Consider the following 25169-nt stretch of genomic DNA (forward strand, 5'->3'; position numbering starts at 1 on the left):
GGGGTAGAACAACTGCGGCAAAGGTAAGGTTGCGGACGGGAGTATATTCTGGCTGGGCGCAGGTAGACTGGTTACCTTGCCCACGGCCGGCTACGTCTGGCAATACCGCCTCCCAGCTTCGGCTTATCAAGCTGAGCCTTATCCTATTCCGACTGCTAGTCGTACACTAGGGTAGCTTACCCGCACCAGCCATTTCGGATAAGCCTCCACCTAACTTAACCCAATCACCATGGATAATAAGAAAACAGAGTCCTCGCCCAATAGCGCCGAAACCGGTAAGCACGCCCCAGGAGTAAGTGGCCAACCCTCGGGCCCGCACGAAGGCCCAGTAGCTGGTGGCGCCGATAACACCCGCGGCGAAAATGTGCCCAGCCGCGAAGGCCACAGTGGCGGTGCCAAAAAAGGCAAGTTCGACCCGGAAACCCACAGCCCACAAGGCTCCCATGCCGCTCCCTCTGACGAACGGGGCGCCGACAGCTCTGATAAGGAGTTCCGCAACAACCAGCCCAACGATAGCACTTCGCAGGCCGGCGGCTCTAATTCCTAAGTCAGCTGGTCATCAGAAAATAACACAAAGGCCCCGCACTGCCACTTGGTAATGCGGGGCCTTTGTATTGGTGCGGCTACTATCATTCAGACAACGGATAGCGTAGGCCTCCGCTTGGCCTGAGCCGAAAGAAAACAGAGTAGTAAACCCTCCTTCATCAAGGCAATCAGGCCATTTGATAAGCCATCTGCTGGGGGTAGCTAACCGCTACAAGGTGAGTTACATATTGAAGAACTCCTGGAAGATTTCCAGCCAAGCGTGCTGCCCGCCCATACCTAGTACTAGAAAGTAGTATCCTAAAATCACGATGACGGCCCCCACTCCTAGGCCCAGCCAGCCACCCAGCACAAACCCGGCTGCTACCCCTGCCGCAACCAGCAACCCACCCAGCACCAAATGGAATGTATCCCGCTTAAAGGTCTGCCGGGGTGCGCGCCGCGCCGCGGCTTCTTGTCGCCTGTGAGCTTGCAACGGCCGTCTGTGAGTGGAAGCAACCTGCCGGGGCTTCCTGCTGGAAATAACTTGCTGCGGCTTTTTTACCAAAGTTGGGTTGGCTGCTACGGAGGGGGTAGGCCGGGCCATGGGCTCCGCAGGAAGCATAGGAGCAGAAGCCGATGGGGGGGGTAAAGCAGCTGCTACAACCGGAGCCGACGACCGCACCGGTATAAATTGGAAGGCTATTTTTTCGCTTCGGCAGCCGCAAAGCAGCAGCCCAGTCACCGCCCAGCTGCGGCTCCATCGGAATATTTGCATGCCCCAAAGTAAGTCAAACTGAAGGCAGCCCGCGCATGTAAAGCTCCGCGAAAGGAACCGCTAAAACACCACCGCCGCAACTGCTCCTAGGAAAGAGCAGCTACGGCGGCGTGGTGTGTGAAAATCAGGGGGCGAAAAAGCGTACTACAACTTATTGCTGACGGAACGCGGCGGCTTCGGCGGCCGTCATCTGCACGCGGGTAGCCTGCGGGCCTTGTGAGTCGTGCAGTAGCAGAACCGTGGTAGCCGTATCAGCGGAAAACGACATTACCGGTCCCGAATTTTGGCGCTGGAAAGCCGAGCGGCTAGTCTGGCAGCTGGCCATTACAGATACTACACCACAGATCAAGAGCAAACGAAGAGCGCGCATAACAAGTAGATTTCGAAGTAGTAATGAGTCAAAATTACTACCCCCAGCGTGCCCTCACAGGTCTCCTCGACCAAGCTTCTAGCCTGCGCTGCCAGCTTATCAGTTTCGTCGGTGGGAGGTTCTCAGCTCCGGTGAACGTAGGGGAATAAACGACCAGCGGACGGCTCCCCTTGGGGGCCGTCCGCTGATGATAACGACAGGGAAACGTGGTCTAAAACTCCCGGATTACCTGTTCAATAATGTCGCAAACTTCGTGGATTTGCTCCTCTGTAATGACCAGCGGCGGTGCGAAACGAATAATGTCGCCGTGAGTAGGTTTGGCCAGCACGCCGCGCTCCATCAGGCTTACGCACACGTCCCAGGCGGTACGGCCGTCGGGGTGGGGCTTGATAACCACAGCGTTGAGCAGGCCCTTACCGCGCACCAGTTCCACTACCTCGGGGCGCTGCTGTTGCACCCGGCGCATCCGTTCCCGGAATACCTCGCCCAGAATGCGGGCATTGTCGGTCAGCTTTTCGTCTAGCAGCACGTCGAGGGCGGCTCTTAGCACCACTGAGGCCAGCGGGTTCCCCCCGAACGTAGAGCCGTGCTGCCCCGGCTGAATGGTCAGCATGATTTCGTTGCGGGCTAGCACCGCTGACACGGGTAGCACACCGCCACTCAGCGCTTTCCCCAGAATCAGAATATCAGCGTGCACAGCCTCGTAGCACACGGCCAGTAGTTCGCCGGTGCGGCCTAGGCCCGTCTGAATCTCATCTGCTATAAACAGCACATTGTGCGCCTTGCAAATAGCCGCCGCCTTCGCCAGATAGCCTTCCGAGGGCACCATCACGCCTGCTTCTCCCTGAATGGGCTCCACCAGGAAACCACATACATGCGGATCTTTCACGGCTTCTTCCAGCGCCTCCAGGTCGTCGTAAGGTACTACCTGGTAGCCCGGCACATAAGGCCCGAAGCCCCCCGTCGAGTCAGGGTCAGTGCTGAAAGAGATTATGCCCGTAGTGCGGCCATGGAAGTTGTGCTCGGCCACCACAATGCGCGCCTGGTTCGGAGCAATGCCTTTCTCCTGGTACCCCCATTTGCGAGCCAGCTTCAGGGCCGTTTCCACAGCTTCGGCCCCGGAGTTCATCAGCAGGGCTTTGTCGTAGTTGAACAGCTCACAAAGCTGCTTTTCGGCTAGGCCCAGTTGGTCGTTGAAGAAAGCCCGGCTCGTGAGAGTCAGCTTCTGGGCCTGCTCGGTTAGGGCCCCAATAATGCGCGGGTGGCAGTGGCCCTGGTTGACAGCCGAGTAAGCCGAAAGAAAGTCGTAGTAGTGCTTGCCTTCCACATCCCAGAGGTGCACGCCTTCTCCCCGGCTCAGCACCACGGGTAGGGGGTGGTAGTTATGGGCACCGTACTGGTCTTCCAACGCCATCAGCTCTTGGCTGCGGGTGGGTCGGGTTAAGATATCGGAAGTTGGCTGGGTAGGAGCGTGCATAATGGGAGGGTGGTTTGGAGAAAGGAGCGAATCAACTAAATCAAAACTACGGAAAAAGCCTCCATCGGTAGAGTGCCAGTAGGGGGCAGCTCGGCTATAACCCTTGTGCTGTATAAGGGAGTAAAGAAAAGAAGCTGCTTTGTAAATAATTGAAGCTCAACCATGTGTACTGCGTGGCGGCATTCCTGATATCTTATCCAAAGTGGCTTCTAATGCTATGGCTGCTGCTTTTGCGCGTCGTCACCCTGCCTGGACCTTTGTAGCAGTAGCGGTAGTGCTACTGCTAATTGGGGGAGGATGGGCTTACTTTTCAACCGATAAGGGAAAAGAACTGTTGCCAACTCTGGAAAATACTTCCCTGGCCGTGAACAACATTACGGCTTCTCGCCTGCAGGCCCAGATGAAAGCCGACCTGCGCAACCACATGCCTGTAACGCTAAAAGTAGACAGCATGAGTTATCAGACGCGCGTTGATGGCAAACTGCTGGCAGAAGGCAGCAAAGACAAGCCGCTGGTGCTGAAAGGGAATGATGTAAACCACCTGCAGATTCCGATGTCGGTGGATTTGAGCAACGTGAAAGAAACTGTAAAAAATAGCCAGCAAGACTGCGTAGATGTGCAGATGGCCATGACGCTTTACACCCGACTACCAGTAGCTGGAGCGCAAAAAATACCGGTGGAACTGACCAAGCGTGTTTACATCCCGAAGCTGCCTAAAATTGAGGTGGCGGATGTGGACATTAAGGACCTAGGCCTAAAAAACGGAGAGGCTATTGTTAACCTGCGGGTGACTAACTACAACCCCTTCCCAGTTACGGTGCGTCGCGTTTCTTATAACTTCAGCATCAGCGACGATATGCAGGTGCAAGGGGTGGAAGAGAAAGATGTCTCGTTTCGGAAAAAAGGTACGGAGCTGATGCCCATTCACGTCCGGTTCGAGCCAAAAGGCTTACCCAAGGTAGCTTTCAAAACCCTGTTCAAAGCCAAAAAAACCGATTACAAGCTGAATGGCTCTGCAGTGGTAGCCGCTGGCCAGCACAACCCGAAAGACATGACCATGCGCTTCAACAGCACGGGCACATTGCAGGATCTAAAGGATATTCCGAAGAAAGGAGAGTAGGCAGCTATTGGAGCTGGCTGCTTAGTCCTTCAGAACTGCCAACCGCTCCTCTAGGTCCAGGAACTTGCCCAGAAAATTACCCTCCTCAGCTCCATTCGGCCGCAACACAATCCAGTCCAACACCGCCGATTCGTCGAGGTTGACGGTTGCGCCGGGGGTAGGGAATCCGTTAGGCCCAGGCCGCATAATTCGGCCACTGATGTGGTTGCCCTGCCAGGAATCTACCGCTAATACCACCGGCTCGGGAGTCGCGGCTTCGTTGAGTACACGAGCTGTTAAGTAAAAGCTGGCTCCGGTAGGCAGGCCCCCTTGGTAGCGCTGGCGAGCTTGAGGTAAAGTTCGGCGGGCTTCTTTCAGGGGCAGGGCAGGTAGGGGTTCCGGGGCCTGAGCTAACTGCCGTACCAACAGCGAGATGCCGGGCGCTACGGGTTGTTGCGCCTGTGCTACCCCAGTAAGCAAGGCAGCTAGCAGAAGGGGTAGGATGGGGCGCATAAGGGAAAAGCTAAGACCGAGGAAATACCGTAGGACAGCTATATACAAGCAAGGGCCCGCACAGGTTTTAGAAATGATTCCGCCGAAGCTTTGGTATCTTAGCACTTCATCCGTTTCAACTTTTTGTGGCTCGTATTACCCCTCAGCCGCTTCAGCCCGGCGACTACTACCTGACCCCGGAAGGCTTCATGGTTTTCACGGAACAGTACCATTTACGGCGAGGCACTTGCTGCGGCAGCGGTTGCCGACACTGTCCCTGGCAGTTGGAGCGCGACAAAAAGAAGCCCCGTTCTGGCTCGTAAATGGGCTAACCTGCTATTTTTCAAGCATTGGGTTTGCTTCTGTCAAAATACTTCGGATATTTGCGTCCCTTTTTCTAGCATTGAAACCTCTAAGCTCCTGATATCATGGCCCGAGTTTGTGATCTGACCGGCAAGCGTACCCGCGTAGGCAACAACGTTTCGCACGCCAACAACAAGACTAAGCGCAAGTTCTACCCGAACCTGCAGAAGAAGCGTTTCTACATCCCTGAGCAGGATGCTTGGGTTACGCTGAAAGTTGCTGCCAGCACCATCCGCACCATCAACAAGAACGGCATCATGTCGGTCCTGAAGAAGGCTAAAGAGCAGGGCTTCATCGTTTACTAGCTTTCAGCTAGGTAGCAAGCCTTTTTGCCAGAGCGCGAAGCTTCCGCCACGCGCAGAATATCAGAAACTTCTTGTTTGGAGGTCTGAGTTCTGTGGGTAGCGGAAGCTTCGCGCTGTTGTTTGGGGCGGTACACAGCAAGCAGGGTAGCGTGCTTTGGAGGGAGATTAGGGCAGGCAGCGCCCTACCCCCGCTGCAACGTCGAATGCCGGAAATAGTCTTTCTTGCGCTATGCCTTACTCCCTGCCTTCGCTCAGAAAATCAAGTGGCCTGTTGCTCCTGGCAGGCTGCCTCTTGGCCGCACCTGCTGCTCAAGCCCAGCGTGCTGCCGGTCCCGACCGACCGATGGATTTGCTGTCTGCGTCTTTCCATAAGCGACGGCGGGAGTTAATACGCCAAGCACTTCCGGCCGGTGCGGTGGCGGTGCTATTTGCCGCTCCGGTGCGCAACCGCGCCAACGACGTAGATTTTATCTACCATCAAAGCCCCGACTTTTACTACCTCACTGGCTACACCGAGCCGGAAGCCGTGCTGGTGCTGTTCAAAGAGCCCCAGACCATTAAAGGGCAAAGCGGAGTTACAGAAGCTCTGTTTGTGCAGCCTCGCAATGCCCGCGCCGAGCAGTGGACCGGCCGCCGACTAGGCACAGAGGGAGCGAAGCAGCAGCTGCAACTACAGTTTGTGGCTGATAACAAAGAGTTTGCCGACGCCGGCATCAAGTGGTCGAGCTTTTCGCAGATAGCTTTCCAAGCCTTGCCTACTGATGTGCGCGACAACGCCGACGACCCGGCCGACTTGTACAATCTGGTAGCTACGTTCCGCCAGCAGGCCGCCATTCCCTCTGATTTTAACCCGGCTGTTGCAGAGGCTCAGCAGCTTATTCAACAACGAGGCATCTCTGGAGCGGAGCGCTTGCAGCCCAACCTCTTGCGGCTCAGTCAAACCCAGCCCGCTATAGCGCAGGATGCTTACGTGCAGGCGTATTTGGGAGCAAAAACAGAAGCTGAGCGGCAAAAAGCCATAGCCAACAAACCCGTCAGCCGCTACAATTCGCAGGCTTTGGAGGCTGCTTTGGCTCAACTGCGCGAAGTAAAAACGCCTGAGGAAATAGCCTTACTGCGCCGGGCTGTGCGTATCAGCGCCATTGGGCAGCAGGAAGTAATGAAGGCTACCCGTCCCGATATGGGCGAAATGGAGCTACAAGGCCTGCACGAGTACGTTTATAAAAAATACGGCGCCGAGTTTGAGGGTTATCCCAGCATTGTGGGAGCCGGCAACAACGCCTGCATTCTGCACTACACCGAAAACGACAAGACGCAGGTTAAAAACGACCTGCTGCTCATGGATTGTGGGGCCGAATACCACGGCTATTCCGCCGATGTAACCCGTACCATCCCGCCGTCTGGTAAGTTCAGCCCGGCTCAGCGCCAGATTTATGAACTGGTACTGGCTGCCCAGGATGCCGGCTTCGCAGCGTGCAAGCCCGGCAACGAATTCCAGGCACCTCACAAAGCCGCCCAGAAAGTAATTACCGACGGTTTGCTAAAGCTGGGAATCATTAACAAGCCCGAGGAGGTCCGCACTTACTTTCCCCACGGTACCAGCCACTACCTTGGCCTCGATGTGCACGACCCCGGTACCTATGCGCCGTTGCAGGCTGGCAACGTGCTGACCGTGGAGCCCGGCATTTATATCCCGGAGGGTAGCCCTTGCGATAAGAAGTGGTGGAATATTGGGGTGCGTATCGAAGACGATATTTTGATTACCCAGCAAGGCTACGAAAACCTCTCGCGGGAGGCGCCACGCACAGTAGCGGAAGTGGAAAGCATGATGGCGAAACCTAGTGCCCTCGATGATTTCAAGCTGCCAGAACTGAAATAAGCAACTGTCCTAATCAGGGTGGGGTGCTGAAAAGCAGGACAGAAGACGCTTGAAACAATGCTTAAAGTCCCCAACTCCTCAGCACATCAACTAATTAGCCATATTCTATTTGACATTATCGAAAACCCTTGTACCTTTGCAGTCCTTAATCCCAAAACCCCGTCGAGATGGCTAAAAAAGGCAACCGGGTGCAGGTAATCCTTGAATGCACTGAGCATAAGAACTCGGGGCAGCCGGGCACCTCGCGCTACATCACCACCAAGAACCGTAAGAACACTCCTGAGCGCATCGAGCTGAAGAAGTTCAACCCCGTGCTCAAGAAGATGACCGTTCACAAGGAAATCAAGTAATTGAGCAATGGCTAAGAAAGTAGTAGCAACCCTGAAAACCGCTACCGGCAAGGACTGGGCTAAGGTCATCCGTGCGGTGAAATCGGAGAAAACCGGCGCTTACACCTTCAAAGAGGAGATGGTGCCTGTTGATAAAGTGCAGGATTACATCGCCACCGGCGTTAAGTAATTCGGCGCCCCCGTGGCATTCCTACCGAAGTGAAGAAGTCCCGCCACCGTGGGACTTTTTTGCGTTGTAGCACGGAGCTCCAGCTTCGTGCCTCGTTGGGCAACTTAGCTTAAGCAAAGGAGTTCAACCTCAGCAACGATGCGCGAAGCTGGAGCTTCGCGCTACATCCTGACCGCATGGGACTTTTCGATTTTTTCAAGAAGGATAAGGAAAGCAAGGAGCAACAGCAGGCGCTTGATGAGGGCCTGCAGAAAACCAAAACCAGCTTCTTCGACCAGCTCAGTAAAGCCGTAGTGGGCAAAAGCACCGTGGATGAGGCCGTCCTGGACGACCTTGAAACGTTGCTCGTACACGCCGACGTAGGGATTGACACCACTGTGAAGGTCATTGACCGGATTGAGAAGCGTGTAGCCCGCGACAAGTATGTGAGCACTTCGGAACTGGACCGTATTCTTCGCGAAGAAATTGCCGACCTGCTGGACCGCAACAGCGGCGCCACCGGCTCCCGCGCCATCCTCGACCGCCCCGACAACACCGGTTCACCCTTTGTGATTATGGTAGTTGGCGTGAATGGGGTAGGCAAAACCACAACGATTGGCAAGCTGGCTCACCGCTTTCACTCGGCGGGCAAGAAGGTGGTGCTGGGTGCAGCCGATACCTTCCGGGCAGCGGCCGTGGATCAGCTCATTATTTGGGGTGAGCGAGTGGGCGTGCCGGTTATTTCACACGGCATGAACACGGACCCCGCTTCCGTGGCGTACGACGCGGTAAAGAAAGGTGTGGAAATGCAGGCCGACGTGGTAATTATTGATACGGCCGGCCGTCTGCACAACAAGGTGAACCTGATGAACGAGCTCAGCAAGATCAAGCGAGTGATGCAGAAGGTTATTCCAGATGCGCCCCATGAGGTTCTGCTGGTACTGGATGGCAGCACCGGGCAGAATGCATTTCTGCAGGCCAAGGAGTTTACCAAGGCTACCGAAGTGTCTGCGTTGGCCATCACTAAGCTCGACGGCACCGCAAAGGGTGGTGTAGTTATCGGTATTTCAGACCAGTTGCAGGTACCAGTACGCTACATTGGGGTAGGCGAAAAAATGACCGACTTGCAACTCTTTGATCGGCACACATTTGTGAACTCTCTTTTTAAAAAATAACAAATAACTCTTTTAATATTCCAACCCGGCCCGCCGAAAACGTGTAGTTTCGGTGGGCCGGGCTTTTTGTGGCATTGCTTCACAGACTATGCGCCGGCAAAATTCAGCACTTGGTTGCCCTTATGCCACTGCTTATGCTTGCTTCGCTACCCTTTGCCGCCGACGCACCGGCTATTTCATCAACAGCACCCGCCCGCCTCGATGCATTTCTAAGCCAGAAGCTCCGGTTCTGGTCGTTGGTGGCTATGTTGTTATTGGTGTACGTGCACGCCTACAACCTGCACCCGCGCTACCTGCAGCCCTGGACGCCCGTAGATGAGCCGCTGGCCGGCGGTACCTGGCTGCAGTACTTCCTGGCCAATGGGCTGCTGCGCTTTCGAATTCCGATTCTGTTTGCCATATCCGGTTACCTCTTCGCTCACCACGAGGGTAGGGAGCCCCACGGCGTGCGGGTAAAGCGTCGGATTCGTACTCTCTTGGTGCCTTACATAGTGTGGAGCGCGCTGGGGTTAGTGCTTACCTGGGCCTTAGAGCAATTTCCGGCTACCCGGCAACTGGTGCTCTCGGCGGCGCTAAGTCCATTCGGAGTTGATAACCCGTTGGTCAGTAACTACTCGCCCGGGCAGTTGCTGGCGGCGTGGCTCCTGATTCCGCTGCCGTTTCAGCTGTGGTTTATCCGAAGCCTGTTCTTCTACAACCTCGGATACCCGTGGCTGCGCAAAGCCATTGACCGGGCACCGTTAGTGTATTTTGCTGTAACCGGGGCCATGTGGATGTTGGGCCTGGGACTGCCCATGATAGAAGGAACCGGCCTGTGCTTTTTCGGGCTGGGCGTGTGGCTGCGCCGACGGGATATAGAAGTGCAAGCGCCGCCGCGCTGGTTTAACTGGTGGCTGTTTGCGGTAGTGTGGCTGGTTATCGTGACTGTGAAAACCTGGCTGGCTTTTCATCTTGAGCGACCTTCGTTCAGCGTGATGTCGTTGCTGCACCGGGCCTCCGAACTGCTGGGCATGCTGGTGATGTGGTACGGGGCCGATGGTCTGGTGCGGGTAGCTATGCGGCAACGGTGGTTTACCTGGATTGCCAGCTTTTCCTTTATCATTTATGTAGTGCACGTACCGCTGCTGAGCTACGCCACGGAGGCCGCGCTGTACTTCTGGCCGAGGCAGCAGTTGCTGGTGTTCATGTTGCTGCCCCTGGTTATGTTTGCCTTCTCCATAGGGGTAGGCGCTTTGCTGCGCCGGGTAGCGCCGCCGGTGTATGAGCTACTCACGGGGGGTAGGGGCCTGTAGCAGGTTAAGCTAAATAGGAGGGGTAGGGAACAGGGGTATCCGGCAAATGGAACATTCAGAGTAGGAAAAGGCGTTGCCGAGTTCGTACCTTTGCGGTCCTCAATTCGCCGCGGGCCGTAGCGGACAACTTTCTCACTGCTAAGAAATTGCCCGGCCGCCTGCTTACTACCCCAGCATGAAAGTCAGAAGCCAACAGGCCAATAAAGTCAACGTCATTACCCTGGGCTGCTCCAAAAACCTCGTCGATTCGGAGGTGATGATGGGCCAGCTCCGCGCCAACGACTTCCAGGTAACCCACGAAGCCGACACCAGCGACGCCAACATCGTTATCATCAACACTTGCGGCTTTATTGACAACGCCAAGCAGGAAAGCATTGATACCATTCTGCGCTACGCCGACGAGAAGGAAGCCGGCCGCCTCGAAAAGCTCTATGTGACGGGTTGTCTTTCCCAACGCTACAAGGACGACCTGGAGCAGGAAATTCCGCAGGTGGATGCTTACTTCGGCACCCTGGAGCTGCCCCAGCTGATGAAGAAGCTGGAAGCCGACTACAAGCACGAACTGGTGGGCGAGCGGCTGCTGACTACCCCCGCGCACTACGCCTACTTCAAGATTGCCGAGGGCTGCAACCGCCCCTGCTCGTTCTGCGCCATCCCGCTCATGCGTGGCAAACACCAGGACCGCCCCATTGAGGATTTGGTGAAGGAAGCCAAGCGCCTGGCCTCCATGGGCACCAAGGAACTGATTCTGATTGCCCAGGACCTGACCTACTACGGCCTGCAGCACTACGGTGAGCGGAAGCTGGCCGACCTGATGCGCCACCTCTCCGATGTGAACGGCATCGACTGGATCCGTTTGCAGTATGCCTACCCCTCGCAGTTCCCCATGGATGCCCTGGACGTGATGAACGAGCGGGAAAACATCTGCAAGTACCTGGATATGCCCCTGCAGCATATTTCGGATAACATGTTGAAAACCATGCGCCGTGGCATCAGTAAGCGCCGCACCGTAGAGCTAGTAGATACCATCCGCCAGCGCGTACCCGACATTGCCCTGCGCACAACGCTGATTGCCGGCCACCCCGGCGAAACCCAGCAGGATTTCGAGGAACTGTACCGCTTCGTGGAGGACACGCGCTTCGACCGCCTGGGCATTTTCACTTATTCGCACGAAGACAATACCCACTCCTACACCCTGGAAGACAACGTGCCCGCCGAGGTAAAGCAGGACCGTGCCGACCAGATTATGGAGCTGCAGCAGGGCATTTCGATGGAGCTGAACGAGGAGCGCGTAGGCCAAACCTACAAAGTGCTCTTCGACCGCAAGGAAAGCGGTTACTTCGTGGGTCGCACCCAGTACGACTCGCCTGAGGTAGATAACGAAGTGCTGGTGCCCGCCACAAAAGATACTTATGTGCGCCTCGGCGACTTCGCCCAAGTACAGGTAACAGAAGCTTCGGACTTCGACCTGTACGGCAAGCTGATCTAGTTTCGGTATTACATGCTAATTAGTGCGCAACGGCGCCTCCAAATGGGGGCGCCGTTTCTTATTTATAAGATGGAGCAGGTTCAGGCTCGGCTGTATATCGGTATTTAAGGCGCAGGAAGGGCCGTTCCCAGTAATAGTAGCTTACCCACGCAAGGGCAAGACTAAAAGGTAAGCACAGCGCCGTGAGGGCCAGTACCGTAGGCAGCGTGTGAGGCAAATGAAGCCGATCAAAGCAAAACACGACCACAAAGATGCTGACAGGATGCAGACAGTAAAAACCGTACGTAAACTTGCCCCAATACGTCAGGCTCCTGCTTCGGCCCGCCTTGAACCACGAGTGAGTAGCATAATTTTGTTCCAGTACCACAAACACAAAAAACATTCCGCGCAGCGAGCGCTGAAACGTAATTCCCAAGGTGCCATCGGCGAAGTATTTCTGTCCGACCAGCAGGCAGAAGCCTGCCAAGTACCCTACTACAATAACGGCCCGAGGCCAGCGGCTTACCCATTCGCGAAAACTAGGCCGCGAAAAGGCTAGCCAGGCTGCTCCCCCGCCCAGCGCCATATCTGACACCACGGCCAAGGTGTGCTGGTACAGCACCACTGGGTCGGTGGCGTGTGCGTAGCGAAATAGCAGTGAGGCCAGCAAAACCAGTATTACCGCGCCGGGGCGCCATCGGGTGAACAGCAGGAGGAGCAGTGGCCACAGTACATAGAATTGCTCCTCAACAGCCACCGACCACAAAACGCCCAAGCTGAATGCTTTCGGATCTACCATATCCAGATTGGCCAGGAACGTAAGGTAGAGTTCAGGGCGGGCCGTATCGTGCCAGGGTTGCCCGGCGGCGTGCATCCACCATGGCACCACCCAAAAGCCAAAAGCAAGGCAGGCAAAGTAAACCGGCCAGATGCGTAGCACCCGTCGCCAGTAAAAGCCAAGCAAGTTAATGTGACCTTGATAAGCTTCTTCGTGCAGCAACAGGTAGGTAATCAGGAAGCCTGAGAGCACAAAGAAGAAGTTGACACCCATAGTACCCAAGCTCAGCAGCCGTAACCCATAATGATACACCGGCGCCTCGTGCGGCGTCCAGAGAAAGGCGTACATAAACAGGGTATGGTACAGAAATACGCCCGCGCAAGCCAGTGTGCGTAAGCCGTCGAGGTTCGGAAAGAAAGGGCGAGTAGCTGTTATGTTCATATCATAGAAGAGGGTAGGATGGAAGCTGCTCAACTCAGTGAATTGAATATATAATGTACAATTTTATATGGGTGATAGTACTATATAATAGAGGTTTTATGGCAGTATGAAGCGGTAGCAGTACGGTACCTTTGTTGTTAATGGCAACTAGGATCTGCCGGTGCCAATAGCATTGGTGGAACAGCGCGTGAGTGAACTATGTGGCCGCGCCGTGCGCGCATAATCCCCACAACGGGCAGCGGCGTTTCACCTGCGCCTAGCGCGCCCTGGGCGTACCGATAATAACCCTCTGCACCGCGATGTGTGGCTGGACCGCTTGCGTGACGGTATAAACATCTACTTTCCAGTAGCAGGTAGCACCCCTGATTCGTCGTTGACACTAGTCCCGGGCAGCCATTGGTGGCCGGAAGACCGCACGGAGCGCACAGCTGGCGGGGCTACCTACAACGGCACGGCTTACAGTGTGCCCGCCTTAAAAGGTAGCAATGAGCCGCTGGAGTTGGTGCGCCCCAACCCCGGCCCGGAACAGGTGCTGCTCTTCTCGCCCTACCTACTACACGGCGGTGCGCTTAATTTAAATTCTGCGGCTACCCGAATTTCGCTGGAAATGCGCTTCTGGGCGGTTTAAACAGCGTTTAGGGGGTAGGCGAAAACTCAGCAGACAACACGTCCGGGAAATTGCCAGTTACTTTGTAGGCGCTGGCCGGTTATAGCCGAATATTTCTCTTACCGTATGTCCGTCACGACTCTACGCTACGCCGATACCGGCGCGTTTTCCTCTCTGCTGACCGATTATTTGGCCCGGCACGACGCCCTGACTTCGTTTTATCACCGCTTTCCTACCCTCGACGCCTTTGCCGAGCAAATAGAAGAAAAGCGCGCATCCTATACGCCTGAAGCCCGGCAGCGGCTGGTAGCGGCCCTACGCGAGCAATACGCTACCCTGCCTACGGTGCACCCCGCTGTGGAGGCCAACCTAGCGGTATTGGAGAAGGAGACCACCTTCACCATCACCACCGGCCACCAGCTCAACCTGCTTACTGGGCCACTGTACTTCATCTATAAGATTGTATCGGCGGTGAAGCTGAGCCGGCAGCTTAAGGAAAAGTACCCCGAGTTTGATTTCGTGCCGGTGTACTGGATGGCCACCGAAGACCACGATTTCGCGGAAATCAACCACTTTAACCTGTTCGGGAAGAAGTACGAGTGGAACGCCCCGGAAACCGGTGGGCCAGTGGGTCGTCTGCAGCTGGATGGTATGAAGGAAGCCCTGCTCGACCAACTGCCCGCCGATGTGCCCGCCTTGTTCCGCGAATCCTATGAGCAGGCTGATACGCTGGCTGCCGCTACCCGTCGCCTCACCCACGACCTGTTTGGGGAGCTGGGCTTAGTGAGCCTGGATGCCGATGCGCCCGCCCTTAAGCAGGCGCTGGTGCCGGTGCTGGAAAAGGAAATCCGGGAGCAGGCCTCGAACCGAGCGGTGCAGCAGGCCAATGCCCAGCTGGAAGCCGCCGGCTACAAGCCTCAAGTGTACTCGCGCCCGCTCAACCTGTTTTTCCTGACTGATGCCGGCAAGCGGGAGCGGCTGGAGTACGATGCCGCCCAGGATTGCGCCCAGGTTACGGTGCGCAACACGGGCCGCTGCCACAGCCAGCAAGAGCTACTGGAACTCGTCCGCCAACACCCCGAGCAGTTCAGCCCCAACGTGGTGCTACGGCCGTTGTACCAGGAAATCTTGCTGCCCAACCTCTGCTACATTGGCGGCGGAGCAGAAGTGGCCTACTGGTTTCAGTTGAAAGGCGTGTTCGAGGAAAATAACGTGCCCTTCCCGATTCTGCTACCCCGCAACTCGGCTCAATACGTGGGCAAGGCTAACGCCGGCAAGTTGCGCAAGCTGGGCCTTACTTCCCTGGATATCTTCCGGCCGCTGCCGGAGCTGAAAAAGCAGGTAGGCGCCACGCTGGGCCAGGAAGAAGTGAGCCTACAGGAGCAGCAACAGCAGCTAGCCGCCGCCTTCCAAGCTGTTGCCGACCTGGCCCAGCGCCTCGACCCTACCTTAGTGAAAACCGTAGCGGCCGAGCAGCAGAAAGTAACAGGCATTGTGCAGGGCCTAGAAAAGCGCCTGAGCAAAGCTGCCGAAGCCAAGCACGAAACGGCCTACTCGCAGCTTACGGCTCTTAAAGATAAGCTCATGCCCGGCGGCCATCTGCAGGAGCGCACCGATAACGTGCTCAGCATCCTGATCAACAACCCTCAATTCATTCAGCAGCTCCTCGATGCCTTTGACCCGCTGGCCCTGGAGTTCACGGTGCTGGAAGAGGAGTAATAGCAACAGGAGTTCTGTTGATTAACCCAACGGCCTGCTTCCACCTGAGGCGGGCCGTTTTACTACCCCCTTGGTATGCTGAAAGCCGAACTGCGCCGGGAAGCCTTGGCTCGCCGCCGGGCCCTGTCGGAAGAGGAAGTGGCCCGCCGGAGCGAAGCGTTGTGGCTGCAATTGCATCAGTTGTTTCCGCTGCGGGAGTGGCAGTGGCTGCACCTGTTCCTGCCTATTGCTCGGCAGAAGGAGCCGGATACGTGGCCGCTGATTCAGCAGCTTTGGGCAGAGTTGCCGGAGCTGCAACTGGCTGTGCCCGTGGTGCAGCCCGATGGACATACCCTGCGCCACTTTCACCTCACACCCGAAACCAGGCTAGAGAATAACCGCTGGGGCATTCCGGAGCCCGTAGGAGCCGCGGAAATCCTACCCCCCCAACTCGACGCCATCCTGGTTCCTCTGCTGGCCTTCGACGAAGTGGGCCACCGTGTAGGCTACGGCAAAGGGTTTTACGACCAGTTTTTGGCGCAGTGTCGGCCTGATGCCTTGCGTATCGGTCTGAGCCTGGAACCACCAGTGCTACGCATCGAGGATGCGTGGCCCGGCGACGTGCCGCTTCATGCGTGCATCACGCCCAAGCAGGTGTGGTGGTTTCCAGAGGCGAAGTAATTAGTGAGAACGAGTCGAGCGAAACCGCCAAAGCGTGACTCCTGACCAAATGACTGCTATAAGCAGAAGCACTTGCGTCGCCCACATAATCTTAACCAAGGCGTTAGGATAAGCAACAGGTGTAAGAATATCTTGCGTGGCCCAAGGAGTAAAGTAAGCGGTGTTGAGCTTTATACTCCAGGAGAGTAGGAGGAAGCTGCCAATACCACAAGCTAGAGCCGCCGTTGAGTTCTTGGCGGCCTGCCGACGCACAGCGTCGAGCAGCAGAACGAAAATCAGGACGAACAGAAAAGTGGAAAGTTGCCCCAGGTAGCTACCGACAACGAAGTAAGTGGTATGCATCTGTATATCGAGGGTAGGCTGCCAGAGAAAGGGCGTGCCGACAAGCAACAGCCACAGCACAAGCCAGACGCCCAGCGCCGTGGCGAGTGAGTACCAATAACGTTGCATAAAATGTGCAGTAGGGGCTTGAGGTAGAAAGTACAATAAGTCGGGGCAAGAGGAAGCTTGCCTTCCGTTGAGTAAGCAATATAGAATGGTAGTATAGCGTTGCCCGAATACACCTGTATTCACCTAACCTCAACCCCATTATGGCCGAAATTCAAGCTGCTTCCGCTCCTCGCTCGGGTAAACCCCGCGCCACCAAGAAAGCCTTCCGCCTCGACATGACGCCCATGGTGGACCTGGCCTTTTTGCTCCTGACCTTCTTCATGCTGACAACCACCTTTGCCAAACCCACGGTAATGGAAATTGGCATGCCCAGCAAAAAGCCTACCCTCGAACCAGACAACAAAGTGTCGGAAAAGCAGGCCATGACACTGATTCTGGGAGAAAATGGAAAAGTCCGATACTTCTTCGGCCTGAATGAGGCCGCCGTCAATCCGGCCACGCCGCGCCCTGTCCTGCATACCACCGACCTGAGCGCCGATGGGTTACGCCAAGTATTGCTGCAGCGGCAGCGCCAGCAGCCAGCGCCCGTGGTGCTCATCAAAACCCAGCCAGGCACGAAGTACCAGTATCTGGTAGACGCCTTGGATGAAATGAACATCACAGACCAGAAGAAATATGCGTTGGTAGAGCTAAACCGTTCCGACGAAGAATTGCTGAAGGGGCAGCAGCTGTAAGCCTGTTTTCTATTGTAGCAAAAAGCTCATGGGCCGCATCAGCTAACTGGTGCGGCCCATGAGCTTTATTTCTTGGCAGTGTCAGTGCCAGGCGTCTGCAGGGCAGAGCTGGGGCTGGCGGCCGAAGAGTTTTTACGATTGGCAGAAGGTTGAGCGGCCTGGCGCTGGGCTGCCAGCACCTGAGCCAGGTTGGATAAATTGGCTTTCATGAAATAGAAGAGGTAGGAAATTAAACATCATGCAATAGGATAGGTAGGGACGGGAAAAATGTGAGAGCAAGATATATATTTTATGCTTTCCGCCCTATTCAGCACTAGGCTCTACGCTGGTTATGCGCGCTTGGCCCCAGGGCGCCACGCTCACCTGCACCCGCAGGCTCTGTCGCCGCTCTAGCTGCCGGCCCGCGCCTTCGGGCACGTAGTAGCGCTCCAGGCCGTAGCGCAACCGCAATCCGCGCCGCCATACGTCCTGTACTGAGCCGCGCAGCACTGCCTGGTTGCCCGTGGTAGCAGGCTTTTCGGGGAAAGCAGCCACGGCCTCATAGGTGCCATCAGGTTGGGGCTCGAGCAGCACGTAGGCCGGTTGGTGACGGCGCGGCAGGGTAGTACCCCGCCACAGCCGGCCTGGCAGCTCACTGACCTGGTAGCGTAGGTTCACGTAGTCGCCGTAGAGCAGGTCGCGCGGGTCAACGGGGCGGGTGCGGAGCGTGATGGTGCGGCCCAGGGCGGCGGTAGCATATCCGGCGGCGGCCACCCCCAGCACAAACAGCACCTGTGCCAGCACCAGCCATTGCATCCACCGTCGGCGGGTGGGCTCGGGCAGTTCAGGCAATGTGGAGGGGCTACCCCCGGCCGGGCCCGAAACCGGCGTCAGAGGATCAGCGAGGGGCGTGCTCATGGCTTAGGCGTGGTTGATGAGGAAAACGTATGCGCGGCCCGGCGCCGGAGCCACCAGCTTAGGCCCAGCAGCAGCAAGCCCCCCAGCAGGAAAAACAACGACTTATCCAGGAAACCCCAGGTCAGCTTGAAGTACGCCACGGCCGTGGTGATAATGAACAGCACCGTGCCCAGCGTCACGCGGTCCTGGTTTTGCTCCTGGTGGGCTCGAAGCAACACGGCACCCGAGTAGGCATACAACACCACCAGCGTGGCGATGGCCAGGGGCAGGCCGCCCGTGAAATAAAAGCCCGGTAGCAGCAGGAGCCAGTCGGTGAGGCTGCCGAGGCGGCCGCGCTGCCGCTTGCCAAGTACTGACACCGCCAGCACCCCGGCCAAAGAAGCCAGGTAGGGCAGCAGGGGCGCCCGTAGCTGGCCGGCATAGAGGTCAGACTCCCCAAACAAAGCCAGCCCCAGCGTAAACAGGAAGGCCGCTACCAGCGGCGGCCCCTGCAAGGCCCGACCAGCCGGCCGGTCGGGTTGCCAGTCGCCGAAAGCGTACACCAGCATGGCCGGAATGAAAAACCACGTGATTTTAACGTGCAGGTGGTTGATCAGCAACGCCGCCTGCCAGAGCAGACCGGTAGCCAGCACTCCACCCAGCAAGGCATCGGGGCGGCGCCACCAGTAATAGCCCAACCCCAGGGCCGTGCCGATGGCCGTGAGGTAGCTGAACGCGCCCAGTTGCCCGGTATTGTAGCCCTGCACGATGCCGCTGATAACGGCCGTCATCAGGAACAGCAAGCGGCTGCGGTACAGCCACGTTAGGGCCATGCCGGCCACGGCCCAGGCCAGCAGCCCCGTGAGGTCGTAGCCGATGAGCTGGTAAAGCTGGCTGGTCAGCACAATGCTGGCCCCGAACAAGATCAGGCCCAGGGCAATCAGGCCCATGCCCAGATTGAGGTTGCCGCGGCGCCGGAAATACTCGCCACCGGCGTAGGCACCACACAAAGAGCCCAGCAGTAGGGCCAGGCGCACCACCTCGGGCAAGCCCTGCCAATTGGCCGCTACCACGCTCAGGGCGCTCAGGCCTACCAGCAAGGAACCCAGCAATGGCAGTAGGCCAATGGCGGTGGCATCAGTAGGATAAAGGTCCAGCAGCTGCTCGCGCTGCGCCTCCGAGATAATCCCCTTCTGTACCCACTCGCGCCCGTCGGTTTCTAATAGCTTACGACTCATAATACCGGCAACTTACGCAGGATGCGGGAAGTGGGAAGGGGCTTAGTTATTCTTCCAGATAATTCCGTCGGCTGGGCCAGGCTTTCCGCTCCCGGCGACGCTGCTCAGCGCGGTGGTCAACGTGACCTCCATAGCAAATTCGCTTGTCGGTGTCAAAGCGCATAAAATCTTCTACAATGCGTGTTCCTTGCCGGATCATTAGGCCGTTAAGTGGGCAGTTATCATACCCGCAGTTATGCTTGGAATACGTGCCAAACCCGCGGTGCCGGATGCGCTTCTCAGTTAGGATGCGCTGCTGCGTCCGGCGGATTTCAGTCCACACCGCCCGCTTATCGGCCACGGTTAACTCTTGCCCCAGGGTGCTGAGACGGAGGTAGGTGCTGGGGTCTTTCAGCTGTAGAAACTCGTAGAACTTAGGAAACGCTGCCGCCGCCGCATCCCGCAGGCGCAGCTGCTGCTCCAGATTCAGCTTCTCATTCTCAAGTAAACTGCGGAATAGCCCCAGCGAGTTAAAATCAGTATAGCGCCGGTAGTGAACAAGCAGATGGTGATAATCAGCTTCCGTAAGTTGATTCAGACGACGATTAAGCTTCATAGCGAATGTATGTAGTTAGTCCTGCTTCCGCGCCCGGGTCATTTCGCGCTTGCCGGGCGGGCCGGGAATCTTTTCCACCAGCCAGCCGGCGGCCTTCAGGCTGCGCTTGAACGAGCCCTTGGCGCAGTAGCTGACCAGCACCCCACCAGGCGCGGCGGCGTGGTAGAGTTGCGCGAACACCTCATCGGTCCACATATCGGGCTGCTTTTCCGGGGCGAAGGCGTCGAAGTAGATAACCTGGTAGGTGTTGTGGGGTAGGGCGGTGGCTTGCAGCTCGCCGGCGCGCTTCAGCAGCTCGAAGTTGGGAGTCAGCGGTACGGGGCGGTTCCAGGCGGCGGCGTGCAGCTGGTGCTGGTAGTCCAGCAGCTCGGGGCTGGCTAGGTGGCCGTCGGGGTGCATCTGGCTGACTACCTCCCAGGGCAGCGGAAACTTCTCGATGGTATCGTAGAAAATTTTCTGCCCGGCGGTGAGGCTACGCTCCAGGGTCAGCAGGGCATTCAGGCCGGTACCAAAGCCTACTTCCAGCACCCACACCACGGGGTTTTCCTCGGTTAGGGCTGGCTCCAGGCCGGCGGCCAGGTACACGTGTCGGGCCTCCTGCAGGGCGCCGTGGGTGCTGTGGTAATGCTCGTTGAGCGCCGGCACGTACAGGGTGCTGGAGCCGTCGGCGGTGGCGCGAACTTCAACGTGAGGTGTAGACATGGAAGGGGAGCGGAAAAAGAAAAATCTGCCACCAAAGCCGCGCGGCGCGGGGGCAGAACTTGGCTAATATACTGCGTTTGAGGTTTCGGCGGTAGCCGGGGGTAGGGCGGCAGGCACTGTTCAGAACGCCGGGGTTGGCGCACTTGGGTTGTGCGGGCACCAAAAATCCGCCGTACTTTATCGGCTCCTCCACCGGCCTACCCCATGCCCCGCGTTAAAGTCCAGCTGCCCGAAACCTACCTGCTCACCACGGAAATTCCGGTGCGCATCACTGACCTCAACTACGGCGCCCACCTCGGCAACGATGCCCTACTGAGCATTCTGCACGAGGCGCGGGTGCAGTTTCTGCGCCACCTCGGCCACGCCGAGTTCGACCCCGCCACCGGCCTGGGCCACATTATGGCTGATGTGGCCATTGAGTACAAGGGCGAAGGATTTTACGGCGACGTGCTGCACATTCAGATGGCGGCCACCGACCTGAGCAAGTACGGTTTCGATTTGGTGTACTGGGTAAAAAACCAGGACGGCCGCGAAATTGCCCGCGCCAAAACCGGCATGCTCGGCTTCAACTACAACACTCGCCAGCTCCTACCCCTCACGGAAGAGTACACCGCCCGCCTGCGCGGCGAAACCGCATGAGCTCAGGCCCCGGCTTTCAGCTAGTTCTGCTAACGGCCCCGGAGCCGCATCCCGCCGAAATAAAGGTGCTGGCCGCCATTATGGCCAGCCCCACGCCCCCGCGCCTGCACCTGCGCCGCCCCGCCTGGACCCCAGCCGAAACCGCCGCTTGGCTGCGCGCCGCTCCGCCAGAGTGGCTACCCCACCTCGTGCTGCATAACCACCACGTGTTGGCGGCGGAGTTCAGGGTAGGCGGCGTGCATTTCACGGCCAGCGCCCGCGCGGCGGGTCAGCACCAGGTTCGGCCCGCCAGCGGCACCGTTTCTACCGCCCTGCATTCTCTGGCCGAGGTACAGGCCCTGGGCCCGGCGTTCGACTACGTGTTTCTTAGCCCCATCTTTAACAGCATCAGTAAGGTCGGCTACCCCAGTGCTTTCGAGTTGCCAGAAGTAGCTGCTACCCTGCAAGCAGTGCCCGAAGCCCGGGTGCTGGCCCTGGGCGGCATCCAGGCCGGCACGCTCCCGTTGGCCCAGCAGACCGGCTTTGCGGGTGCCGCCGTGCTGGGCGCCGTCTGGGAAGCGCCGGACCCGGTAGCGGCCTTCAGAGAGTTGGCCGATCTGGCGTACGGAAAGCAGTTGTAAGCCAAGCAAGAACCTGACAGGCAGAGCGCACGAAACATTTCGGGCGTTTTCCCAGCACATCCATCTGTTTCAGCACATCAATTTGTCCTAGCCCGTCATCCCACCTTAGCACGTTGTCATGTCGAGCTTGTCGAGACATCTCGCGTGCTGACGTTGGAATTAGTAACCAAGCGTCAGCACGCGAGATGTCTCGACAAGACAGTTCTATTCAATCACATGACGTTCTATTTACTCAACAGTGAAGTAAGCTACTGCCCGCTATATGGTATCAAGAAGGAAATATTCGGCGCTCTTACCCGTGCTACTGCTGATAAGCGCGCCAGTTATGGGCGAGGCTTTTAAGGGGCAGGATTTGGGAGAGTTTCTGTGGGGTGTGCTGCTGCTGCTGCTGGGTGCGCCGCTTGGCATTGGGCTGGGTGTGTATGCCTTCTTGCAGATGAGCGACCGGGGAGAATATACGGCCAGTAGGACGATGACTCTAGTCTGCGCCTTTCTGGGCTGGTGGGGCTCTATGTTCCTGCTCGGCTCTATGCAGGCTAGCCGGGGCCAGGATGGCACCAATGAGTTTCTGATGCTGTGCGCCGGGGTAGGCGCCGCGTTGGGTGGCTACTACCTCAGTCGGGAGCAGACGCCTACCCCCTAGCCAGCCGCCAACCTCAGCTCTGGAGCGCCAAGTCCCAATCTTTCCAGACGGGCTCGTAACCCTGGCAGCGAAGCATGGCGGCTATTTCCCGGGGGCTACGCTCGTCGCTGATTTCGAACTGCTCCAAGGATTCCGGCTCCACGGCGTAGCCACCGGGGTTGGTTTTGGAGCCCGCGCTCATGGTCGTGATGCCCAGCTGGCTCACATGGTCGCGGAACAAGGGCGTTTCGCGGGTGGAGAGGGAAAGCTCCACTTCCTGATTCAGGAGGCGGTAGGCGCAAATCAGCTGCACCAGCTCCCGGTCCGTCATTTCTACTTTGGGTTGCAGCAGCCCTTCGGCGGGGCGCAGGCGCGGGAACGACAGGCTGTACTTGGTCTGCCAGTAGGTACGCTCCAGGTAGTCGAGGTGTAGGGCCGTGAAAAAGGAATCGGTGCGCCAGTCTTCCAGGCCAAACAGCACGCCCAGCCCCATCTTATGAATGCCGGCGCGGCCCAGGCGGTCGGGCGTATCGAGGCGGTAGTAGAAGTTCGACTTGCGGCCCTTCGGGTGGTGCTTGCGGTAGTCGTGCTGGTGGTAGGTTTCCTGGTACACCAGCACCGTGTTCAGGCCTTCCGGAATCAGCTGCTCGTAATCGGTCTGGTCCAGGGGCTGCACTTCCATGGCCAAGTGGGCGAAGTGCGGACGCAGGGTGCGCAGGGCGTTACGCAGGTACTCTACCCCCACGGTTTGGTTGGCCTCGCCGGTTACCAGCAGCACATGTTCGTAGCCCCAGTCCTTGAGTACGGCCGCTTCCTGCAGAATTTCTACGCTGCTCAGGGTGCGGCGGCGCAGCTTGTTGTCCATGCTGAAGCCGCAGTAAGTGCAGATGTTCTGGCACTCGTTGCTCAGGTACAGCGGGGCGAACAACTGCATGGTACGCCCGAACCGCTGCCGCGTCAGGTGCTGGCTGAGTTGAGCCATCTGCTCGAGGTAGGGCGCGGCAGCCGGCGAAATCAGGGCCTGAAAGTCGTCGAGGGTGCGGCGCGGCGCGGCCAGGGCCCGCTCCACATCGGCGGCCGTTTTGGCGTAGATGCCGGCTTTCACCTCATCCCAGGGGTAGGCCTCGAAAACAGGACGGAAGGACATGAGCGGGGTAGGGGTTGGGGGTGGTAGTAGGGGTAGGAAAGTCGCTAGCCTGTTGGTTGACGTCAGTCCGTCATGCTGAGCATGTGGCGCATCAAGCCAGGGATCGAAGCATCTCTACCTCTGGCTAATCAACTGACATAGCAACGAAGCAGTAGAGATGCTTCGATCCCTGGCTTGATGCGCCACATGCTCAGCATGACGGTCTTAGAAAGCACGCCAGATGCTTCGGCTGCGCCTCTGCATGACCATAGTCTGGGGCAGCAACTGCTAGTTTCAGTTCTCCCCTAAGAAAGACGTGAGCGGGCTGCTGGCTACGGCGGCGTTGCGCACGGGGGCGGCCAGCTTGGCTTCGTAGGCGAGGCGGCCGGCTTCCACGGCCAGGCGGAAGGCGTGGGCCATCTGCACCGGGTTGCCGGCCACGGCCAGGGCCGTGTTGACCAGCACGGCATCGGCCCCCAACTCCATGGCCTCGGCGGCGTGCGAGGGCGCGCCCAGACCGGCATCTACCACCACCGGCACCTTGCTTTGCCCAATGATGATTTCGAGGAAGTCGCGGGTACGCAGGCCTTGATTGCTGCCAATGGGCGCGCCCAGGGGCATAACGGCCGCCACGCCTACCTCCTCCAGGCGCTTGCACAGCACCGGGTCGGCGTGGATGTAGGGCAGCACCACGAACCCTAGCTTCACCAGCTCCTCGGCGGCTTTCAGGGTTTCAATGGGGTCGGGCAGCAGGTACTTGGGGTCGGGGTGAATCTCGAGCTTGAGCCAATTGGTTTCCAGGGCTTCGCGGGCGAGTTGGGCGGCAAATACCGCCTCACGGGCCGTGCGAACCCCGGAGGTGTTGGGCAGTAGGCTAAACTGCGGGTGCTGCAGGTGGCGCAGAATATCGTCCTGGTCATTGCCGACGTCCACCCGCTTCAAGGCCACCGTCACTAGCTCCGAGCCCGAAGCCAGCAGAGTTTCCTCCATCAGCGCCGCCGAGCTGAACTTGCCGGTGCCGGTGAACAGGCGCGAGGTAAAGGTGCGCCCTGCTACTACAAGGGGTTGGGCCATCATTGGGGGGTAGGGAGTGAGGTGGGAAGAAGCGTGAGGAAAGTGGCGGCTGCCAGTTGTGGCTCCGGGGCCGCCGAAATGGCCCCGGACACGGCTACCCCGTGCAGGCCCATGGCCAGCAAACCGGGTACATCGGCCGGCGTGATGCCGCCAATGCTCACCACCGGCACCGTGATGCCCGCCGCGCGGCACTGGGCCATGATGGTTGCGTAGCCTTCCAGCCCCAGAATCGGGCTGAGGCGTTCTTTCGTAACCGTAAACCGGAACGGCCCTAGCCCGATGTAGTCCACGCCCGCGGCGGCCAGCCGCTCGATATCCGCAAATGTGTTGGCCGTGCCGCCGATGATGAAATCAGGACCCAGAATAGCACGGGCATCATCCGGCGGCATGTCCTGCTGGCCCAGGTGCACCCCTTCGGCCCCGATTTCCTGCGCAATCTGCGGGTTGTCGTTGATGAGGAGGGTAGCGCCGTAGCGGCGGCAGACCTGTTGGGTGTCCAGGGCCAGCTGCTTCCAGGCAGTGTGGGGCGTGTTTTTCACCCGCAACTGTACCCAGCGCACTCCGCCGGCGCAGGCCTGCTCGGCCTGGGTGGGGGAGTCCGTAATAAACTGAAGGGTGCTGATGCGCATA

General features: G+C 58.0%; 31 protein-coding genes. 17 read left to right on the plus strand and 14 right to left on the minus strand.

What is annotated here, in order from left to right:
• The first annotated feature begins 229 nt into the window (after positions 1 to 229).
• Positions 230 to 547, plus strand: coding sequence for a hypothetical protein (locus DNI29_RS01670; protein WP_238387975.1), 318 nt, complete (start codon positions 230 to 232; stop codon positions 545 to 547).
• Between the two features lie 219 nt (positions 548 to 766).
• On the opposite strand, the gene DNI29_RS01675 is transcribed toward DNI29_RS01670, so the two are convergent.
• The 3 genes from DNI29_RS01675 to rocD all read right to left on the minus strand — a co-directional run bounded on the left by DNI29_RS01675 (position 767) and on the right by rocD (position 3147).
• Positions 767 to 1018 (minus strand): hypothetical protein, encoded by a 252-nt coding sequence (locus DNI29_RS01675; RefSeq protein WP_123823027.1) that lies wholly within the window; start codon positions 1016 to 1018, stop codon positions 767 to 769.
• A gap of 433 nt (positions 1019 to 1451) precedes the next feature.
• The gene (locus DNI29_RS24015) at positions 1452 to 1670 is read right to left on the minus strand and encodes a hypothetical protein (RefSeq protein WP_123823028.1); all 219 of its coding nucleotides are present in this window, start codon (positions 1668 to 1670) and stop codon (positions 1452 to 1454) included.
• Between the two features lie 211 nt (positions 1671 to 1881).
• A complete protein-coding gene (gene rocD, locus DNI29_RS01680) occupies positions 1882 to 3147 on the minus strand; it encodes an ornithine--oxo-acid transaminase (RefSeq protein WP_110976332.1) in 1266 nt (421 codons plus the stop codon).
• 217 nt (positions 3148 to 3364) lie between these two features.
• Here rocD and DNI29_RS01685 point away from each other — a divergent pair, with 217 nt between their 5' ends.
• Entirely contained in the window at positions 3365 to 4267 is a 903-nt protein-coding gene (locus DNI29_RS01685; protein ID WP_110976333.1) for an LEA/WHy family protein, read from the plus strand.
• 21 nt (positions 4268 to 4288) lie between these two features.
• Here DNI29_RS01685 and DNI29_RS01690 read toward each other — a convergent pair whose 3' ends face one another.
• Positions 4289 to 4759 (minus strand): hypothetical protein, encoded by a 471-nt coding sequence (locus DNI29_RS01690; protein ID WP_110976334.1) that lies wholly within the window; start codon positions 4757 to 4759, stop codon positions 4289 to 4291.
• 125 nt (positions 4760 to 4884) lie between these two features.
• On the opposite strand from DNI29_RS01690, the gene DNI29_RS24390 reads away from it, so the two are divergent.
• The 8 genes from DNI29_RS24390 (at position 4885) to rimO (ending at position 11739) form a co-directional block, all read left to right on the plus strand.
• Positions 4885 to 5061, plus strand: coding sequence for a C1orf53 family protein (locus tag DNI29_RS24390; RefSeq protein ID WP_238387976.1), 177 nt, complete (start codon positions 4885 to 4887; stop codon positions 5059 to 5061).
• A gap of 105 nt (positions 5062 to 5166) precedes the next feature.
• Positions 5167 to 5406 (plus strand): 50S ribosomal protein L28, encoded by a 240-nt coding sequence (gene rpmB / locus DNI29_RS01695; RefSeq protein WP_110976335.1) that lies wholly within the window; start codon positions 5167 to 5169, stop codon positions 5404 to 5406.
• A gap of 229 nt (positions 5407 to 5635) precedes the next feature.
• Positions 5636 to 7285, plus strand: coding sequence for an aminopeptidase P family protein (locus DNI29_RS01700; protein WP_238387977.1), 1650 nt, complete (start codon positions 5636 to 5638; stop codon positions 7283 to 7285).
• A gap of 167 nt (positions 7286 to 7452) precedes the next feature.
• Complete coding sequence (rpmG, locus tag DNI29_RS01705) at positions 7453 to 7635, plus strand: 50S ribosomal protein L33 (RefSeq protein WP_045689232.1); 183 nt, start codon at positions 7453 to 7455, stop codon at positions 7633 to 7635.
• Positions 7636 to 7642: 7 nt separating this feature from the next.
• Complete coding sequence (locus tag DNI29_RS01710) at positions 7643 to 7804, plus strand: DUF4295 domain-containing protein (RefSeq protein WP_110976337.1); 162 nt, start codon at positions 7643 to 7645, stop codon at positions 7802 to 7804.
• 176 nt (positions 7805 to 7980) lie between these two features.
• On the plus strand, positions 7981 to 8958 hold the full coding sequence (gene ftsY, locus DNI29_RS01715; protein WP_110976338.1) for a signal recognition particle-docking protein FtsY: 978 nt from the start codon (positions 7981 to 7983) through the stop codon (positions 8956 to 8958).
• Between the two features lie 134 nt (positions 8959 to 9092).
• Positions 9093 to 10250 (plus strand): acyltransferase family protein, encoded by a 1158-nt coding sequence (locus DNI29_RS01720; protein WP_162303472.1) that lies wholly within the window; start codon positions 9093 to 9095, stop codon positions 10248 to 10250.
• Positions 10251 to 10425: 175 nt separating this feature from the next.
• On the plus strand, positions 10426 to 11739 hold the full coding sequence (gene rimO / locus DNI29_RS01725; protein ID WP_110976340.1) for a 30S ribosomal protein S12 methylthiotransferase RimO: 1314 nt from the start codon (positions 10426 to 10428) through the stop codon (positions 11737 to 11739).
• A gap of 58 nt (positions 11740 to 11797) precedes the next feature.
• Here the strand turns inward: rimO and DNI29_RS01730 are convergent, their stop codons facing one another.
• Positions 11798 to 12937 (minus strand): acyltransferase family protein, encoded by a 1140-nt coding sequence (locus DNI29_RS01730; protein ID WP_110976341.1) that lies wholly within the window; start codon positions 12935 to 12937, stop codon positions 11798 to 11800.
• Positions 12938 to 13226: 289 nt separating this feature from the next.
• Here DNI29_RS01730 and DNI29_RS01735 point away from each other — a divergent pair, with 289 nt between their 5' ends.
• The 3 genes from DNI29_RS01735 (at position 13227) to DNI29_RS01745 (ending at position 15923) form a co-directional block, all read left to right on the plus strand.
• On the plus strand, positions 13227 to 13565 hold the full coding sequence (locus tag DNI29_RS01735; RefSeq protein WP_369073968.1) for a 2OG-Fe(II) oxygenase family protein: 339 nt from the start codon (positions 13227 to 13229) through the stop codon (positions 13563 to 13565).
• 105 nt (positions 13566 to 13670) lie between these two features.
• Positions 13671 to 15263: a bacillithiol biosynthesis cysteine-adding enzyme BshC gene (bshC, locus tag DNI29_RS01740; protein ID WP_110976343.1), complete on the plus strand. Its 1593-nt coding sequence runs from the start codon at positions 13671 to 13673 to the stop codon at positions 15261 to 15263.
• 75 nt (positions 15264 to 15338) lie between these two features.
• Entirely contained in the window at positions 15339 to 15923 is a 585-nt protein-coding gene (locus tag DNI29_RS01745; RefSeq protein WP_110976344.1) for a 5-formyltetrahydrofolate cyclo-ligase, read from the plus strand.
• On the opposite strand, the gene DNI29_RS01750 is transcribed toward DNI29_RS01745, so the two are convergent.
• On the minus strand, positions 15924 to 16373 hold the full coding sequence (locus tag DNI29_RS01750; protein WP_110976345.1) for a hypothetical protein: 450 nt from the start codon (positions 16371 to 16373) through the stop codon (positions 15924 to 15926). It abuts the gene before it with no gap.
• Positions 16374 to 16513: 140 nt separating this feature from the next.
• Here DNI29_RS01750 and DNI29_RS01755 point away from each other — a divergent pair, with 140 nt between their 5' ends.
• Positions 16514 to 17047 carry an ExbD/TolR family protein gene (locus tag DNI29_RS01755; RefSeq protein ID WP_110976346.1) on the plus strand — a complete coding sequence of 178 codons (534 nt, stop codon included), beginning with the start codon at positions 16514 to 16516 and terminating at the stop codon, positions 17045 to 17047.
• A 65-nt stretch (positions 17048 to 17112) separates the two neighbouring features.
• Here DNI29_RS01755 and DNI29_RS24395 read toward each other — a convergent pair whose 3' ends face one another.
• The 5 genes from DNI29_RS24395 to mnmC2 form a co-directional block, all read right to left on the minus strand.
• Positions 17113 to 17256 (minus strand): hypothetical protein, encoded by a 144-nt coding sequence (locus DNI29_RS24395; protein WP_162303473.1) that lies wholly within the window; start codon positions 17254 to 17256, stop codon positions 17113 to 17115.
• A 94-nt stretch (positions 17257 to 17350) separates the two neighbouring features.
• A complete protein-coding gene (locus tag DNI29_RS01760) occupies positions 17351 to 17944 on the minus strand; it encodes a GDYXXLXY domain-containing protein (RefSeq protein ID WP_110976347.1) in 594 nt (197 codons plus the stop codon).
• Positions 17941 to 19161: a DUF2157 domain-containing protein gene (locus DNI29_RS01765; RefSeq protein WP_110976348.1), complete on the minus strand. Its 1221-nt coding sequence runs from the start codon at positions 19159 to 19161 to the stop codon at positions 17941 to 17943. Before DNI29_RS01765 ends, DNI29_RS01760 begins: the two co-directional genes overlap by 4 nt.
• Before the next feature lie 46 nt (positions 19162 to 19207).
• Complete coding sequence (locus DNI29_RS01770) at positions 19208 to 19756, minus strand: hypothetical protein (protein ID WP_110976349.1); 549 nt, start codon at positions 19754 to 19756, stop codon at positions 19208 to 19210.
• Between the two features lie 15 nt (positions 19757 to 19771).
• Positions 19772 to 20458: a tRNA (5-methylaminomethyl-2-thiouridine)(34)-methyltransferase MnmC2 gene (gene mnmC2, locus DNI29_RS01775; RefSeq protein ID WP_110976350.1), complete on the minus strand. Its 687-nt coding sequence runs from the start codon at positions 20456 to 20458 to the stop codon at positions 19772 to 19774.
• A gap of 204 nt (positions 20459 to 20662) precedes the next feature.
• Between mnmC2 and DNI29_RS01780 the strand changes: the two genes are divergently transcribed.
• From DNI29_RS01780 to DNI29_RS01790, 3 genes are all read left to right on the plus strand, one after another.
• Positions 20663 to 21097, plus strand: coding sequence for a thioesterase family protein (locus DNI29_RS01780; protein ID WP_110976351.1), 435 nt, complete (start codon positions 20663 to 20665; stop codon positions 21095 to 21097).
• Positions 21094 to 21717: a thiamine phosphate synthase gene (locus DNI29_RS01785; protein WP_110976352.1), complete on the plus strand. Its 624-nt coding sequence runs from the start codon at positions 21094 to 21096 to the stop codon at positions 21715 to 21717. The genes DNI29_RS01780 and DNI29_RS01785 overlap by 4 nt, the downstream gene beginning before the upstream one ends.
• 298 nt (positions 21718 to 22015) lie before the next feature.
• Positions 22016 to 22360 carry a hypothetical protein gene (locus DNI29_RS01790; RefSeq protein WP_162303474.1) on the plus strand — a complete coding sequence of 115 codons (345 nt, stop codon included), beginning with the start codon at positions 22016 to 22018 and terminating at the stop codon, positions 22358 to 22360.
• A gap of 13 nt (positions 22361 to 22373) precedes the next feature.
• Here the strand turns inward: DNI29_RS01790 and thiH are convergent, their stop codons facing one another.
• From thiH to DNI29_RS01805, 3 genes are all read right to left on the minus strand, one after another.
• On the minus strand, positions 22374 to 23486 hold the full coding sequence (gene thiH, locus DNI29_RS01795) for a 2-iminoacetate synthase ThiH (protein WP_110976354.1): 1113 nt from the start codon (positions 23484 to 23486) through the stop codon (positions 22374 to 22376).
• A gap of 273 nt (positions 23487 to 23759) precedes the next feature.
• Positions 23760 to 24539, minus strand: coding sequence for a thiazole synthase (locus DNI29_RS01800; protein ID WP_110976355.1), 780 nt, complete (start codon positions 24537 to 24539; stop codon positions 23760 to 23762).
• Positions 24539 to 25168, minus strand: a complete 630-nt coding sequence (locus tag DNI29_RS01805; RefSeq protein ID WP_110976356.1) for a thiamine phosphate synthase — start codon at positions 25166 to 25168, stop codon at positions 24539 to 24541. Before DNI29_RS01805 ends, DNI29_RS01800 begins: the two co-directional genes overlap by 1 nt.
• Between the last annotated feature and the right edge of the window lies 1 nt (position 25169).

The organism is Hymenobacter sediminis (assembly GCF_003231285.1).
GTDB lineage: Bacteria > Bacteroidota > Bacteroidia > Cytophagales > Hymenobacteraceae > Hymenobacter > Hymenobacter sediminis.

What these genes read in the sequence shown, in the direction of transcription:
- DNI29_RS01750 (WP_110976345.1), bottom strand. Translation starts at nt 16,373, where the DNA reads ATGCAACGTTATTGGTACTCACTCGCCACGGCGCTGGGCGTCTGGCTT.
- DNI29_RS01670 (WP_238387975.1), top strand. Translation starts at nt 230, where the DNA reads ATGGATAATAAGAAAACAGAGTCCTCGCCCAATAGCGCCGAAACCGGT.
- DNI29_RS01685 (WP_110976333.1), top strand. Translation starts at nt 3,365, where the DNA reads ATGGCTGCTGCTTTTGCGCGTCGTCACCCTGCCTGGACCTTTGTAGCA.
- DNI29_RS24015 (WP_123823028.1), bottom strand. Translation starts at nt 1,670, where the DNA reads ATGCGCGCTCTTCGTTTGCTCTTGATCTGTGGTGTAGTATCTGTAATG.
- DNI29_RS01700 (WP_238387977.1), top strand. Translation starts at nt 5,636, where the DNA reads ATGCCTTACTCCCTGCCTTCGCTCAGAAAATCAAGTGGCCTGTTGCTC.
- DNI29_RS01730 (WP_110976341.1), bottom strand. Translation starts at nt 12,937, where the DNA reads ATGAACATAACAGCTACTCGCCCTTTCTTTCCGAACCTCGACGGCTTA.
- DNI29_RS01755 (WP_110976346.1), top strand. Translation starts at nt 16,514, where the DNA reads ATGGCCGAAATTCAAGCTGCTTCCGCTCCTCGCTCGGGTAAACCCCGC.
- DNI29_RS01760 (WP_110976347.1), bottom strand. Translation starts at nt 17,944, where the DNA reads ATGAGCACGCCCCTCGCTGATCCTCTGACGCCGGTTTCGGGCCCGGCC.
- rpmB (WP_110976335.1), top strand. Translation starts at nt 5,167, where the DNA reads ATGGCCCGAGTTTGTGATCTGACCGGCAAGCGTACCCGCGTAGGCAAC.
- ftsY (WP_110976338.1), top strand. Translation starts at nt 7,981, where the DNA reads ATGGGACTTTTCGATTTTTTCAAGAAGGATAAGGAAAGCAAGGAGCAA.
- rimO (WP_110976340.1), top strand. Translation starts at nt 10,426, where the DNA reads ATGAAAGTCAGAAGCCAACAGGCCAATAAAGTCAACGTCATTACCCTG.
- thiH (WP_110976354.1), bottom strand. Translation starts at nt 23,486, where the DNA reads ATGTCCTTCCGTCCTGTTTTCGAGGCCTACCCCTGGGATGAGGTGAAA.
- DNI29_RS01690 (WP_110976334.1), bottom strand. Translation starts at nt 4,759, where the DNA reads ATGCGCCCCATCCTACCCCTTCTGCTAGCTGCCTTGCTTACTGGGGTA.
- DNI29_RS01800 (WP_110976355.1), bottom strand. Translation starts at nt 24,539, where the DNA reads ATGGCCCAACCCCTTGTAGTAGCAGGGCGCACCTTTACCTCGCGCCTG.
- rocD (WP_110976332.1), bottom strand. Translation starts at nt 3,147, where the DNA reads ATGCACGCTCCTACCCAGCCAACTTCCGATATCTTAACCCGACCCACC.
- DNI29_RS01770 (WP_110976349.1), bottom strand. Translation starts at nt 19,756, where the DNA reads ATGAAGCTTAATCGTCGTCTGAATCAACTTACGGAAGCTGATTATCAC.
- DNI29_RS24395 (WP_162303473.1), bottom strand. Translation starts at nt 17,256, where the DNA reads ATGAAAGCCAATTTATCCAACCTGGCTCAGGTGCTGGCAGCCCAGCGC.
- DNI29_RS01785 (WP_110976352.1), top strand. Translation starts at nt 21,094, where the DNA reads ATGAGCTCAGGCCCCGGCTTTCAGCTAGTTCTGCTAACGGCCCCGGAG.
- DNI29_RS01710 (WP_110976337.1), top strand. Translation starts at nt 7,643, where the DNA reads ATGGCTAAGAAAGTAGTAGCAACCCTGAAAACCGCTACCGGCAAGGAC.
- DNI29_RS01720 (WP_162303472.1), top strand. Translation starts at nt 9,093, where the DNA reads ATGCTTGCTTCGCTACCCTTTGCCGCCGACGCACCGGCTATTTCATCA.
- DNI29_RS01780 (WP_110976351.1), top strand. Translation starts at nt 20,663, where the DNA reads ATGCCCCGCGTTAAAGTCCAGCTGCCCGAAACCTACCTGCTCACCACG.
- DNI29_RS01745 (WP_110976344.1), top strand. Translation starts at nt 15,339, where the DNA reads ATGCTGAAAGCCGAACTGCGCCGGGAAGCCTTGGCTCGCCGCCGGGCC.
- rpmG (WP_045689232.1), top strand. Translation starts at nt 7,453, where the DNA reads ATGGCTAAAAAAGGCAACCGGGTGCAGGTAATCCTTGAATGCACTGAG.
- DNI29_RS01765 (WP_110976348.1), bottom strand. Translation starts at nt 19,161, where the DNA reads ATGAGTCGTAAGCTATTAGAAACCGACGGGCGCGAGTGGGTACAGAAG.
- bshC (WP_110976343.1), top strand. Translation starts at nt 13,671, where the DNA reads ATGTCCGTCACGACTCTACGCTACGCCGATACCGGCGCGTTTTCCTCT.
- DNI29_RS01805 (WP_110976356.1), bottom strand. Translation starts at nt 25,168, where the DNA reads ATGCGCATCAGCACCCTTCAGTTTATTACGGACTCCCCCACCCAGGCC.
- mnmC2 (WP_110976350.1), bottom strand. Translation starts at nt 20,458, where the DNA reads ATGTCTACACCTCACGTTGAAGTTCGCGCCACCGCCGACGGCTCCAGC.